Source organism: Photobacterium sp. WH77, from assembly GCF_022014395.1.
GTDB classification, from domain to species: domain Bacteria; phylum Pseudomonadota; class Gammaproteobacteria; order Enterobacterales; family Vibrionaceae; genus Photobacterium; species Photobacterium arenosum.
This window is the reverse complement of the sequence record NZ_JAKLTE010000014.1, coordinates 110309-122803: the sequence shown is the minus strand read 5'-3', so window position 1 is coordinate 122803 and position 12495 is coordinate 110309. Positions and strand designations below refer to the sequence as shown.

Annotated in this window: 13 protein-coding genes; 5 read left to right on the top strand and 8 right to left on the bottom strand. The window is 45.5% G+C overall.

Annotation, left to right across the window (positions count from 1 at the left end; translation table 11 throughout):
• Nucleotides 1–120: 120 nt before the first annotated feature.
• Together L6J37_RS14790 and L6J37_RS14785 are read left to right on the top strand one after the other, a co-directional pair.
• Nucleotides 121–612 carry a GNAT family N-acetyltransferase gene (locus tag L6J37_RS14790; RefSeq protein WP_237795672.1) on the top strand — a complete coding sequence of 164 codons (492 nt, stop codon included), beginning with the start codon at nucleotides 121–123 and terminating at the stop codon, nucleotides 610–612.
• Nucleotides 613–742: 130 nt separating this feature from the next.
• Entirely contained in the window at nucleotides 743–1843 is a 1101-nt protein-coding gene (locus tag L6J37_RS14785) for a BamA/TamA family outer membrane protein (protein ID WP_225445385.1), read from the top strand.
• Nucleotides 1844–1970: 127 nt separating this feature from the next.
• Here the strand turns inward: L6J37_RS14785 and L6J37_RS21360 are convergent, their stop codons facing one another.
• Nucleotides 1971–2096, bottom strand: a complete 126-nt coding sequence (locus tag L6J37_RS21360) for a hypothetical protein (RefSeq protein WP_269093514.1) — start codon at nucleotides 2094–2096, stop codon at nucleotides 1971–1973.
• A gap of 3 nt (nucleotides 2097–2099) precedes the next feature.
• Nucleotides 2100–3359: an MFS transporter gene (locus tag L6J37_RS14780; protein WP_237795669.1), complete on the bottom strand. Its 1260-nt coding sequence runs from the start codon at nucleotides 3357–3359 to the stop codon at nucleotides 2100–2102.
• A 772-nt stretch (nucleotides 3360–4131) separates the two neighbouring features.
• On the opposite strand from L6J37_RS14780, the gene L6J37_RS14775 reads away from it, so the two are divergent.
• On the top strand, nucleotides 4132–4560 hold the full coding sequence (locus tag L6J37_RS14775) for an N-acetyltransferase (protein WP_237795667.1): 429 nt from the start codon (nucleotides 4132–4134) through the stop codon (nucleotides 4558–4560).
• Nucleotides 4561–4603: 43 nt separating this feature from the next.
• Here the strand turns inward: L6J37_RS14775 and L6J37_RS14770 are convergent, their stop codons facing one another.
• Nucleotides 4604–4912: an AzlD family protein gene (locus tag L6J37_RS14770; RefSeq protein ID WP_237795665.1), complete on the bottom strand. Its 309-nt coding sequence runs from the start codon at nucleotides 4910–4912 to the stop codon at nucleotides 4604–4606.
• The gene (locus L6J37_RS14765; protein ID WP_237795662.1) at nucleotides 4902–5615 is read right to left on the bottom strand and encodes an AzlC family ABC transporter permease; all 714 of its coding nucleotides are present in this window, start codon (nucleotides 5613–5615) and stop codon (nucleotides 4902–4904) included. The genes L6J37_RS14770 and L6J37_RS14765 overlap by 11 nt, the downstream gene beginning before the upstream one ends.
• Nucleotides 5616–5720: 105 nt before the next feature.
• Here L6J37_RS14765 and L6J37_RS14760 point away from each other — a divergent pair, with 105 nt between their 5' ends.
• Complete coding sequence (locus L6J37_RS14760; RefSeq protein WP_237795660.1) at nucleotides 5721–6587, top strand: LysR family transcriptional regulator; 867 nt, start codon at nucleotides 5721–5723, stop codon at nucleotides 6585–6587.
• Nucleotides 6588–6801: 214 nt separating this feature from the next.
• Here the strand turns inward: L6J37_RS14760 and L6J37_RS14755 are convergent, their stop codons facing one another.
• The 4 genes from L6J37_RS14755 to L6J37_RS14740 form a co-directional block, all read right to left on the bottom strand.
• Nucleotides 6802–7233 (bottom strand): hypothetical protein, encoded by a 432-nt coding sequence (locus tag L6J37_RS14755; RefSeq protein WP_218386105.1) that lies wholly within the window; start codon nucleotides 7231–7233, stop codon nucleotides 6802–6804.
• Nucleotides 7234–7392: 159 nt separating this feature from the next.
• Nucleotides 7393–8577: an acyltransferase family protein gene (locus L6J37_RS14750; protein ID WP_218386101.1), complete on the bottom strand. Its 1185-nt coding sequence runs from the start codon at nucleotides 8575–8577 to the stop codon at nucleotides 7393–7395.
• A 330-nt stretch (nucleotides 8578–8907) separates the two neighbouring features.
• A complete protein-coding gene (locus tag L6J37_RS14745) occupies nucleotides 8908–9975 on the bottom strand; it encodes an extracellular catalytic domain type 2 short-chain-length polyhydroxyalkanoate depolymerase (RefSeq protein ID WP_218386098.1) in 1068 nt (355 codons plus the stop codon).
• 230 nt (nucleotides 9976–10205) lie between these two features.
• Nucleotides 10206–11441, bottom strand: coding sequence for an MFS transporter (locus tag L6J37_RS14740; protein WP_218386095.1), 1236 nt, complete (start codon nucleotides 11439–11441; stop codon nucleotides 10206–10208).
• Between the two features lie 118 nt (nucleotides 11442–11559).
• Here L6J37_RS14740 and L6J37_RS14735 point away from each other — a divergent pair, with 118 nt between their 5' ends.
• Nucleotides 11560–12456 (top strand): LysR family transcriptional regulator, encoded by an 897-nt coding sequence (locus tag L6J37_RS14735; protein ID WP_192017813.1) that lies wholly within the window; start codon nucleotides 11560–11562, stop codon nucleotides 12454–12456.
• The last annotated feature ends 39 nt before the right edge of the window (nucleotides 12457–12495 follow it).

Sequence of the window (12495 nt, the reverse complement as noted above, 5' to 3'; positions counted from 1 at the left end):
GTCAGGGCAGGCATAAATTGCCGGTTTTAAGTCTTCTGAATCACCGTTTGCGCGGATTATTCGCTATAGTGTGGCTAGCCGGCATCTGAACTGACGCAATTGCACCGCCTGAGAGGTCACGTGAAACCTGAATTTCGTCCTGTCAATGTTGATGAACATTTTGCCCTTTGCATGGCTTTCCGACGCGATGCCTTCGTGTGTACGTTTCAGTCTGACAACGGCTTTGCGCCCTTTATTCACGGCTATGAAGAAAGAATGCGTGCCCGGCTGGTGGACCCAAGATGGTATTACATTCATATCTGGGATAATGACCAGATTATTGGCCAGTTAGAATTTAAGTGTTTTTCTGATGAAGCCGAAACGGGTTACATCCATCTGATTTATCTTATTCCCGAATACCGTGGCTCCGGGGTGGCTGATGCCGCACAGCAGTTCATGGCAGACATGCTACATCAGGCAGGCTGTCAGGCTATGCTTTTAACCGTCAGTCGCACTAACGAAAGGGCGTTACGGTACTACCGCCGCTGGGGCTGGCAGCGTGTTGGTAAGGATGGCAGCCTGCGCGGGACAGATATCTACCGCCGTGAGATTTGGTCACACAAATTAGTGTGATTTAATTTCAGCGGGTAATGACAATATGTCAGAGCATTAATTAAGGAAGATGACCTCAATGTATCGCATTCTAAGAGCTAGCGTTCTGGGTTCAATGGCAATATTTTCTTCAGCGTCTTATGGGATATCCATGACAGATCCTATCGACGGCATGTTTGACATGGGGGAATATCTGGCTGAAAACGCTTACGGCTTTCTTCCGGTTCCTGTGATTATTACCGAGCCGGCATTAGGTGGTGGCGGTGGTATATTTGGCTTGTTTCTGCATGAAACTGACGCTGAAAAAGAAGCACGCCGTAAGCTGGCTCTTGAATCACTCGATGGTGGCGCAAGGCTTATCCCTCCTGCGATCACTGTAGCAGGTGGCGCAGCGACGGAAAATGGCACCTGGTTTGCTGCCTTAGGGCATCGCAGAACCTGGAATAAAGACCATATTCGTTATCTGGGCGGGATTGGCTATGGGGATGTCGTGATGGATATTTACGACGATTTCGGTGGCCGGCTTCCCGCCAGTCAGGCGCTGGGTTTTGAAACGCAGACGGAAGGTTACGGGGTGATTCAGAAACTCCAGTTCCGTGTTCAGGATACACCGCTATTGCTGGGGTTTTCTCAGTTCTGGACGCGTACGGAGGTGAGTGCGTCCAATCAGGTGGTGGATAAGATTTTTCAGCGTGTATTAGGAAAGAGTACGACCTCATCCGGTGTGGGATTCGTTGCTGAGTATGACACCCGAGACAACTTTTTCTTCCCGACAGATGGCTATCAGGTGACTGCCGAGTATATGTTCTTTCGTGATGGCATTGGCAGTGATTACGATTACGATACGTTTGCTTTAGATGGCCAGGTTTTCTTCCCACTATCCAAACAATTGATTTTGGCTTTTGCCGGTGATTACCAGTCAATGCGTTCTGATGATCAAAGTCTGCCGCCATTGGTGAAACCATATGTAAAATTGCGTGGTATTTCGGCCTATCGATATCAGGATGATTATGTCAGTGCGGTTCAGACACAGCTGATGTGGCGTATCGATCCCCGCTGGACGCTTTCAGGCTTTATCGGCACTGGCTCAGCTGCCAGCGAAAGCCACGATTTATATGAACACAGTGAAACCGCTTATGGCACAGGCTTTCGCTACCTGATTGCCCGCCGGTACGGTCTGCATACCGGCATTGACATTGCCTTCAGCGACGAAGAAAGCGCTTTTTACTTCAACATGGGATCGGGATTTTAACGAAAGCGAGTGCAATTAGCGATTTATGGGCGATTAAATTGTTGATTTACAATTATCGACAAGCTGGACACAGTCACTTAATAACTTCTGGCCAAGTTTTGTGTTTTTTTGGATGGCTTCCTATATTTTATTCATAATCACAGATGTCAATAATATGGTTAAAACTTTCTAGTATTTCTTTGAGGTTTATAAACTTAATCGCAATGCTTTGGCTTGAATTTGGTGTTGCCCAGTTTAAATCAGAAATGTTCATGCTCTATCCTTCAAATGCTTTCGGGTATTCTTTCATGTAAATTTGGTCTAGTTGGGCATTAGATTTAAGAAGCATCTTTTTCGTGTGACTAGATAGAAAAAATGCTAATGAACTAAAAGATACGATTACGCCCATTATTAGTAGTAATGGGTTGATGATGTCATTACCGAATGTTTGTATCAAATATCCAAAAGTTTGACTTCCTATTGGAATGGTAATGACGCACAGGAAGAAAATAGCACTTTCTAATCGCGCTCTAAAGTGGTCAGGTACGGCAAATGACCTTACACTGTTGGTTGCGATAACAATCAACGATAGACCAAAGCCTGATAGCATCATTGATAATAATTTTAAATGAATGAGTTCAAAGGTTGAAAATATTATTATTCCAAAACCAATCATCATATTCCCTGCTATTGCAGGTTTAAGTCTGGTATAAGTGTTAAAATCAACTTTGGACAGAATGAGAGCGCCAATTCCCATGCCAATCGCAAATGAAATCTCAAAGTAAGCTAAAGGAGCAATGTTATTATAATTATTAGCCACATATAGAGGTAGAATGACTACCATCATAGGGGTTAATATAAAGTTAGTGACCATGGCAATATAACAAGTTATTTTTTCATTTTTCAATTGAAATAGTATTTTAAATCCAACGCTTGCCCGTTTAATAAAGTTTTGATGAAGAGAGCTGTCTGGTTTTTCATCTCTTATTCTCACAAATAGCAGAAGAGTCAGTGATATGGTATAAAAAACAGACACAACGATGATAGACAGCTGTGAGCCTAAGAAAGCAACACCTCCGCCACCCAGGATTGCACCTACAATCGCTTGTACTGAATTTAATGAAGCCGCAATCCCTATATATTTTGTGTAATGTTCTTTGCTAGTTAAGAATGGAATTGTACTATTGATACTGCTTGTAACAATTGAATTTGTTGTGGCGAGAATAGACGCAGCGAGAGCCAGATAGAAATAAGACACTTGCAAATGGTAGAAAAGCATATAGTAAAAATTAATGAAAACAACAGAAAATATGGCACTTACAACGAGTATTTTTTTCTTTTTATTTCGATCAAGAAGATCTCCGGATAGTGGAAGGGTAACTAAATTTATTATCCACATCAATGCAATTATACTACCTAAAACAATGCTGTTATTGTCACCTTCCATCGTAGCGATTGACCAGACAAATATAATGCTAAAACTCCTGAAGGCAAGCAAGCTCATTGCACTTGATAATAAAAAATTGACTATATTCATTTAGATACTGATTTCTATAATTGAATGTCATGAGCCAAAAGCCGCACTATGTGCGGCATAATTGATTCAGTTACTTACGTTTTTTAAACATGGTGTACTTTTCTTTTTTAGTGAAAAAATTTTCTTTTCATCTAACTTTTTCATAATGATTCCTTTAGCTGATCCCGAACGATTTCGAGAAATCATTATTCTCATAGATGCATATTGAAAACAATGGACTTAGCTTCCTTTCTGTGAACTTTTCTTGCAAAATTTACTACTCATCTGACTTAAATTGAGTTGTTCATCGCATTTTAAGAATTAATAATATGTTCGTTGTGATGTTTGTTGACTTATTAATACGACTATTTTTTTACTTTGATGTGTGATGCAGAGATATAAGTATGTGATTTCATTTACGTGAATATCATTTCTATAAATGAGGCCAGAGCATGTGTACTAACGTATAATTTGGCTCTGTAAAACTTGTGGTCTTTTATTCTGATATGCATTGATGGTAGGGCTTTCGCTACCTGATTGCCCGCCGGTACGGTCTGCATACCGGCATTGACATTGCCTTCAGCGACGAAGCAAGCGCTTTTTACTTCAACATGGGATCGGGATTTTAACGAAAGCGGGTTAAAGCCGTTGTGGATTCAGTTACAAGATGGAGTGCCGATGCGGAATTTTGCGACGTATAAAGATTTATTTCCTTCATTCTGAGATCTGTGATCTGGCAAGGCTACCGTGTTAGCTGTGATACTCCTGTTAACGCAAACAACACGAAGACACAATGATTAGAGCATTTACAGACACAGACATGGAGCCGGTACTGGATATCTGGCTTAATGCTTCACTTAAAGCACACGACTTCATTTCACCAAATTACTGGCAATCTCAGGTCGACAACATGCGCAGCATGTACCTGCCGGCTTCAGAAGTCTATGTCTGGGTTGAAAAAGATACAGTGAAGGGCTTCTATGCCCTGTACGAAAATCAGTTGGCGGCCATTTTCGTCAAACCCGATGTGCAGGGCAAAGGCATAGGCAAAGCACTGCTCAGCCATGCTAAAAAACGGCGTGAATCGTTGTCGTTGAATGTCTACAAACGCAATGACATCAGTTATCGGTTTTATCTCTCACAGGGCTTTCGCGTCATCGGCGGTAATGTTGATGAGCACACAGGCGAAGGCGAGTGGGTGATGGGGTATGAGGCAGGCTAAACCGGCCCTGAGTGCTGATGGCACTCAGGACCCTCTGAACTGTCTATATATTTCTCATGAGTGCTGCCGTCGCTATGCCGGCAGTAATAGAGAGCAGCGGTTTTTTCAGTACTAGGGTACCTACTGCTGTCACCAGCAGTGCTGCTTGAGCGCCCGTATCTCCCTTGATGAACATGGGCGCTATGATTGCAACGAGCACAGAACCTGACATCGCCGAGATAAACTGTTGAACACGATTGCTGATGGGAATGTACGACATGATGAAGACACCTCCCCAGCGGGTTGCTATTGTAACCACCGCCATAATGATGACGAGCAGCAGTGTACCCATTTCAGAGGTATCAATGCTCATTGTTCTCTCCTCCCAGTAAAACACCCATAATGCCGCCTGTGAATGCACCAACAATCACATGACTGTTTTCAGGCAGATACAGATACGCGGCAATCGATGATGTGGCCGCCGCAGCCCATATCACGTAAGTCTTATTGTTTTTGCTGCCTCCCAGCGCCATGGTAAGCAGGAAACACCCCATCACCATGTCGGCTCCAAAGGCGGATGGATTTTGTATGGCATTGCCGAAATAAAAACCGATCCAGGTACCAATAATCCAGAAAAACCAAAGGGCGATCCCGCCACCGAACAGTAAACCGAGTCCTTTGGACGTTTCATTTTGCGCAAAGGCCCGCATCGACAGCGCCCAGTTCGCATCGGATGCCACCAGCATGACGCCATAGCGTGTGGCCGGATTCAGGGAACGAATATGAGGATACAAGGTTGCCCCGATGAGCAAGTGCCGGGCATTAATGGCAAAGACTGTAATAGCTAATGGGAGCACAGGCACCTGGGTTCCCCAAAGATCTAAAGCCCCGAACTGCGAAGCCCCTGCAAACACCAGTGCGCTCATCAATACGGCGGCGGCTTCATGTAATCCTTCCTGAGACGCGGCTAAACCAAAAGCGGCACCGAAGACTAATACGAACAACGAGATTGGAACTAAGCTGACAAAGCCTTGTTGTATTGCATTCAATTCAAGCTTCAATTCCTGCGTGTGCATTAAAAACCATCACTTTGAATAATCTGAGAATGTTGAAACAATAAACTGGAATGGGAAAATCGAAAAGCGCATAATTCAAAAATCATCCATTCGAAAATCGAATAAATGAGTTATCAGGACTTACAGATAGATTGGTTAAAGAGCTTTGTGGCCGTCGTTGATGCCGGTTCTTTATCGAATGCAACAACATCCGTTCACCGTTCGCAATCTGCGGTGAGCATGCAGCTGAAAAAGTTAGAAAATGCCGTCGGACGGAAATTGCTCGTCAGAGGAAGCCGGCACAGTGAGCTGACAGCCGAAGGTCAGATGCTGTTGGGATATGCCAGACGAATTCTTGACTTACATTCTGAAGCGCAAGCCGCGTTCCATGGTGAAGAGCTGGTAGGCCAAGTCAAATTAGGGGTACCGGATGATTACGCAGCAAAATATCTCACGCCTGTGCTGCGCAATTTTGCGCCCCGGTTCGGTGGCGTAGAGATTGAATTAAACTGCGAGCAGTCCACCTCGCTTATCCCCAGGGTAGAGAATAATGATCTGGATTTGGCCTTAGTCTCCAGAGATAACCCAAGCCGGGGTACGCTTCTTTTCCATGAACCTATGGTGTGGGTGGGCGCGTCTCAGTTTGAAATCTGGCGTCGGGAAACACTGCCGATTGCTGTCTATGAAAGTGCCAGTCTTGCCAGAAGAAGTGCAATACACTCCCTTGCTTTGCAAGGCAAACCTTACAAAGTGGTGTATAACAGTTCGAGTCTGGCGGGCCAGATTGCCGCGGTGGAAAGTGGACTCGCCATAGCGGTGTTCACTCAGTGCAGTGTGCCTCCTCACCTTGAAATACTCGGAGAAGAACAGGGCCTGGGGCCGTTAGAACCTATGGAAGTATCCGTATACCGGAGTAAAAAATCAAAAGGCTCTCCGGCTGTGGGTTACCTTCATGACTTATTGGTTCGTACGCTGAGGCTATCTGCCGTTTGATTGTATTTGATTCGATGCCTCCTTCGCATTAATTGGGTCATTTCTTAATACTGGATATCCGGCACAATGCCTTACTTAGGTGCGTGTTTCGGCTCAGGTTTATCGCGTTGTTGGTGGCAACCCCGATGAACACACTGCGAAAGGTTGGAGGGAGAGGGCTACGGGAATTAGGCGCTTGAGTACACTTATACGGCCTAATCCCGTGAAGCAGGAATTACTTTCCGCTGTTGATCATCATTTCTAACCTATAGTCAGCGACTTCGTTCCGGCGTGCGGCAGAGCGCATCATATAAACCCGGACCTTGTAGTCACCAGATGCAGGCAGTTTGCCTTCATACTGGTTCTCACTGACTGAGCCGTTGAACATGGCAGCGTCGTTTTCACCCGGTGCAAGAATATTGAAATAGGTAGCAGTGTTCTTTGTTGCCATGCTAACGTTCATCTGCTGGCCTTCTTTGGCATTCAACACGTAGTCAACGACTTCATAGCCTTTTATACTCCCTTCGATCACCGCGCCGTTAGTGCCTTTCTGAAATTGAACGCGTTCAGTGCGAATATCATCGGCAGCTGCGGCGGCAGAGAGCATCAGCGATAAGCCACAGAGTAATAACTTGAGGGGATTACTATTCGTAAGATATGCCGTCATATAATTTTCCTACTGCTTTCAAGAAGTCCAGTGTCGTGTTGCGGAGCGTACAGCCAAAGGCTAACACAGCTGTACTGATTGCATACAGTATGGCTGGTTGGTTCTAATCTGCCAGTTTGTCAGTGGCTGAATCTCAGCCACTGTGATTGTATTCAGCGGTTATGCTTTTGACACCTCTGGCGTAGTGCGTTTGCCTCCCATTCCCCGCATCCATTTCATCAATGGACGTTCGAACAAGTAGTAACTGCATACAGACACAATAATTAGTACAGCGGTAAAGATAAAAATACCTGTCAGCACGGTTGTCGCAGATGTTTGCGCATACCACCATGCCGTCCAGTCAGGATTGATATGGTGGAGAATCTCCACACCGGCCAGCAGTAATACTGAGTGCCACAGATAGATGGAATAAGAGATATCGCCCAGAAATTGCGTGACTTTGTTATCGAGTAAACCGAGTAACAACGAAGAACGATTCTGCTGATTGGCCGCGACGAGTACCAAAAGTGCAAACAGCACATAAGTTGTCATAGTGACTGTGTAACTGATGCTGAACTGAAGCACTGAGATTAAAGCAATGATGAGCGCAATCAGTAACCCGTCATGATTCACCCAGCTTTTCATTCTGGGACTGAATGAGATTCGGGATAACCACATGCCTAATGTGAAGCCACAAATGCCTCGGACAAATGCATTCAGTGTTGAAGTGATATCTAATGTTCCATGCATGCTAACCATACCGCCAAGTACCATCATAATCAGGACTGGCAGCCAGGCATTACTCTTTGCTGGCCGCAAGAGCACTGACATGAGCAATGGAAAGACCAGATAGCACAGCCATTCAATACTCAGCGACCATCCGGCAATGTTCCAGCTTAAAGGCTGGGAAAGGATACCATTTACCAGAAACAGGTTTGGTACCAGGGTTTCGGTTCGGTTAAACGGGCCGGAAAAAGGTGGAATTCCTGTTGCACCCCAGGCATCAAATAACGGGCCGGCATAAAAGCCGATTTGGTGAATAGATTTGTAATATTCCCAGATAAAGAGTGCAGCCAGGGTGACAAAGAACAGAGGGTAGATACGACTGAAACGCAACCACATAAATCCTCGCCACTTTTTCAAGCTACTGCCTGTGGCGAAAGTGGATTGATAAACATACATCATGACAAAACCACTCAAGATGAAAAAAATGTCCACCCAGAGATAGCCGTTTTCAAGAAAATGTGTGGATTCCGCAATACTGTCTCTCCATTGCGGAAACAGAATTAAACGCGCATGAAAGTAGGTGACGATGAGCGCGGCAATACCGCGAATCGGTGTTAATAAAGGGAGTTGACGTTGCATGTATTTGTCCTGATTTATGTTTTCTGTGCTTGCAGCAATTGGCCACGTGACGGGGGCATTGGCCGTCCTGACATTATCTGAGATTATTTTATGGCGAGAAATAATAAGTGTCTTGTTGCATTGCGTTCTGCGGGGCGATGGGAGGTTAAAATCGTGACTCTCGCGACGTATTCACTGTAACTAATTGAAATATTGGCAGTTAAAAGCAGCATTAGAAAGAAGGCGTCTGCTGCAGAAGAATTTGAACGAATGCTCTGCTTATTCGCCCTTATTGTTTTTGACCAGTAGCAGGGAAATAGGATTGATACGGCATTTCTCGCACTGGACTGATTATCCTGCACTGACCAAACGATCTATCATTCCCTTTATTGCCTTCATCTGCGGGGCGTCTTTGGTGTAATAGTTGTAGGGCGGCTGGCTTAAAGTACTGTAACCCCAGAAATCCCAGCAGCCGCGGGGGTTGTAGGGGATGAACTCAGACTTTTTCACCTGCGGGAACAGCACAATGATCTCGTTGGTATCGGCAACGTTCAGGTAGCCGGTTTCTTTTATGTAAGTCGTGCCGATAGCGGCAATGCCCTGGCGGCAACCGTGGACAGCAACATGCACTTTGCAGGATGCCGAGCGGCAGCTGGTGGGAATGTAGACATACGCCGTGTCGTCCATACTGGTGTGCGGGCTACTGATAAATTCACTTTGATCGAAGGCCATTAAGTCACCGCCGGGCGCTGCAGCGGGAGGATTCAGCGGGCCGTAAATGTGCGCCAGAATTCGCATTGCCTGCGGGATGTCACAGTTATTGATATAAGGAGCTTGTGTGAGATCGCAGGGGGTATCTGCCGGATCGCTGGTGATAAAGGCATGGCCGGCATCAACGCTGTTGTTATAGCGGATCTGCGCTTCAGGCACTCCCAGTTTCTGGTAAAAGGTCACGGCGGAATCGACCACACCTGTGACGACTGTTTCATCCAGCCGGCCTGAAAAAAGGTAAACCTGATCGTTTCTGAGGTGCTCAGTATCGTCTATCCGGCCGTTGCTGGCTGTTACTTTCGCCAGCTCCGCTAAGTATCCGCTGTTGGGAAACAGGGTTGACGAACAGCCACTCAGGCTATTTGCGCAGGGGTTCATGCAAGTTGTCGTCGCGTTGATTAGTGGGTTCACAAAGGGATTATTGCCCGCGCAGTTCCAGGGACCACCCGCAACAATCCCCGCCCCGACCAGTGATTCAGCAAATGCCACATGAAATTGCGCCGCCATGAAACCACCGGACGACAGACCAGAAATCGAGGTTTGATTGGCTTGTGCATTCAATGGCGGAAGCAGCACGTTTGTTGCCTGAGCTGAAGCAGAGAACAGCATGGCAAAGGTCAATAAACGTTGTAGCAGAGTGCGCAGCATCCTGAACTCCTGTCTGGTTAGATGACGTCCTGTCGTACGCTTTAAGCGAGAGTCTGGAAGGAGTATAGGTGCAAATAAGCAATGTGTTGCGCAAATATGAATTTCATATTTGCATCAAAAAGGCGGGTGATTTTGAGAGTGGCTGAACTGACAGCCACTGCCTGGGTTAATTGTGGTTATGTCTCTACCGGCGATTTTTTAGAGCCGGTTATTCTCAGATAGCACACGGCTCATCCCGTCTGATTGACCTTATCAAAGCTAATCAATGACTTGCCTTTCCATAGCACAGGCGTGCAGGCAATTAAGGCGATTGCCACATAGGTCATTGCTGAAAAATCTACCGATAAATCCGCTTGCGAGGTAACAAACAGGCTACCTAAGGCGCCGCCCAGACCAACCGCAAAGTGTTGCAGCGAGTTTTGCAGACCGATGATAATCACACGATCTTGTGGCGTGAGAGCGCTGATTAATTCGGTAATTAAGATAAGAGTGCGAGCAGAGCTGACAATGATAAAAATGACAAAGGCCAGTGCGGCAAGATTTACATTTTCTGTATGAAAGCCCAATGCTACAGCGATCGCCATAACTAATGAAAGCCGCCCTATTAACTTGCTAACTGTAATATCACTCATTCTTGCTCTTGCGTAATATTGTATTAATACAAAAGAACCCAGCCCGCTTATTGTGTAACAAAGGCTCAGAAGCTTTTCAGGTATATCGAGGTTTATCGTTAGCATGACAGGGTATTGGGTTGATACGACAAAAGTGCTCAAAATGGCGGTGAAAATCAGCACAGCAGAGAAAAGTAATATCTTGTGATTTCGGAGTGAGCTAATTGGCGTATTTTGCTTAGTAACTCTTGTATATCCTGGGGTCGGCAACGATTTGGGAGAGGTTAAATGAACGAATAAAAACAAGAAGGCTGACAATATGAAAGCCATTCCTAATAGCTGAAAGCCAAACTGCCAGTGAGTTCCTGAGGACACCATGATGAGGCCAGGTACACCAAGAGCGAGCGCTAACGGAAATGCACTGATTAGAATTGCCGTGTTTTTCTTTTTTTTCTTTTCATCAGACATCAATATTAAATAATTCAGGTTTACAACAGCTAATGCTCCGCCAAAAACTCCCGTAAATATCCGAGCCAACAGCAAAAGAGCAAAGTCATCCAGCATTGAGGTAATGAGCGTTGTAATAGCTATACCAGCAAGATAGAAAAGGATTCTTTTTCTTTCACGAGTCATATCCTGTGAGCCTTTTATCATCAGGCAAGTAAGTGCTGCGGCAATAGCGTAAACAGACGTCAGATAGCCAGACTGTGAAGCTGGAACACTCGCTGCCAGTGCCATTATCGAGCTGAAAGGCACAATGACTAATGCATCCAGTGCAACCAGAAAATGAATCATAAAGCAGATATAGAGACTGCAATCAGACATGCGACGTGATGAAAAAAATGAAGTGAGCATTGTTAAGCCTTTCTGGTCTTGAGGAGTAAATTCCTATGAAAGATCTTATTGTATTAACCCGAATTGAGTAATAAAGTGCGATTTATTGGTTTGATAATCCAGTATTTCGGGATAATAAATGATTGAGCAGATCGAGCAGCAGTGGTTGAAAAGTTTTCACTGTGTTTATGAGTACAACAGCTTTAAAAAGGCAGCAGAGCAGCTTAGTTTACCAACATCAAATGTCAGCCGTCATGTCGCTTTACTGGAGGAGAAGCTCAATACCCGGTTACTGGAAAGAACGACGCGTCGTATGACCCCAACCGAGGCGGGTGAGCAGCTTTACTCTACGACGCGGGTCTTGTTAGCGGCGCTGAATGATGCGCTTGAAGACGTCAATCAGTACTCTCAAACGGTAACGGGTCAACTCAGAATCCTGATGCCAGATATCCCGGTACTTGCAAAGGCAGTTGTGGCTTTTTGTGCAGAGCATCCTGCAATATCGCTATCTTGTGAAACCAGCCTGAGCCCTAAAGAGAGTTTACTGGATGGATTCGATCTGATCCTGAGCTATCACCGTGGAAAAATTACCGATAGTAGCTGGGTCGCGAAAGAGATAGTCAGGTTGCGAAGCACAGTGGTCGCTGCACCGGACTTGATCAGACAGCATGGCCGTCCTCATAAACTGGCCGATTTGAACCACTTGCCTTGTATCAGTAGTTTAACGGCGCTAAATGGTTCCCCCTGGGTATTCAGGCATTCAAACGGTCAGTTGCTTACGCAGAGTGTGAAATCGTCATTTAAAGTAAACAGTGGCAACATGGCAAAGTTTGGTGCGCTGGCAGGTCTTGGCTTCGCGATATTGCCTGAGGAATCGTGTACCGATGAAATTAACGCAGGCACATTGCAGATCATAGAGCTAGACGCTGAACCTGAGCCTCTGGTTCTTTATGCTTTCTATGCCGGGCGAAAACATTTGGCTAAAAAAATCACAATCTTCGTTGAGCATCTGCAAAAACACCTGAGCACTCAGTGAGCTAAACATTGTGAATGCTGAGCGTACCGGGAAACCTTG

What these genes read in the sequence shown, in the direction of transcription:
- L6J37_RS14785 (WP_225445385.1), top strand. Translation starts at nt 743, where the DNA reads ATGACAGATCCTATCGACGGCATGTTTGACATGGGGGAATATCTGGCT.
- L6J37_RS21360 (WP_269093514.1), bottom strand. Translation starts at nt 2,096, where the DNA reads ATGAACATTTCTGATTTAAACTGGGCAACACCAAATTCAAGCCAAAGC.
- L6J37_RS14780 (WP_237795669.1), bottom strand. Translation starts at nt 3,359, where the DNA reads ATGAATATAGTCAATTTTTTATTATCAAGTGCAATGAGCTTGCTTGCC.
- L6J37_RS14775 (WP_237795667.1), top strand. Translation starts at nt 4,132, where the DNA reads ATGATTAGAGCATTTACAGACACAGACATGGAGCCGGTACTGGATATC.
- L6J37_RS14770 (WP_237795665.1), bottom strand. Translation starts at nt 4,912, where the DNA reads ATGAGCATTGATACCTCTGAAATGGGTACACTGCTGCTCGTCATCATT.
- L6J37_RS14765 (WP_237795662.1), bottom strand. Translation starts at nt 5,615, where the DNA reads ATGCACACGCAGGAATTGAAGCTTGAATTGAATGCAATACAACAAGGC.
- L6J37_RS14760 (WP_237795660.1), top strand. Translation starts at nt 5,721, where the DNA reads ATGAGTTATCAGGACTTACAGATAGATTGGTTAAAGAGCTTTGTGGCC.
- L6J37_RS14755 (WP_218386105.1), bottom strand. Translation starts at nt 7,233, where the DNA reads ATGACGGCATATCTTACGAATAGTAATCCCCTCAAGTTATTACTCTGT.
- L6J37_RS14750 (WP_218386101.1), bottom strand. Translation starts at nt 8,577, where the DNA reads ATGCAACGTCAACTCCCTTTATTAACACCGATTCGCGGTATTGCCGCG.
- L6J37_RS14745 (WP_218386098.1), bottom strand. Translation starts at nt 9,975, where the DNA reads ATGCTGCGCACTCTGCTACAACGTTTATTGACCTTTGCCATGCTGTTC.
- L6J37_RS14740 (WP_218386095.1), bottom strand. Translation starts at nt 11,441, where the DNA reads ATGCTCACTTCATTTTTTTCATCACGTCGCATGTCTGATTGCAGTCTC.
- L6J37_RS14735 (WP_192017813.1), top strand. Translation starts at nt 11,560, where the DNA reads ATGATTGAGCAGATCGAGCAGCAGTGGTTGAAAAGTTTTCACTGTGTT.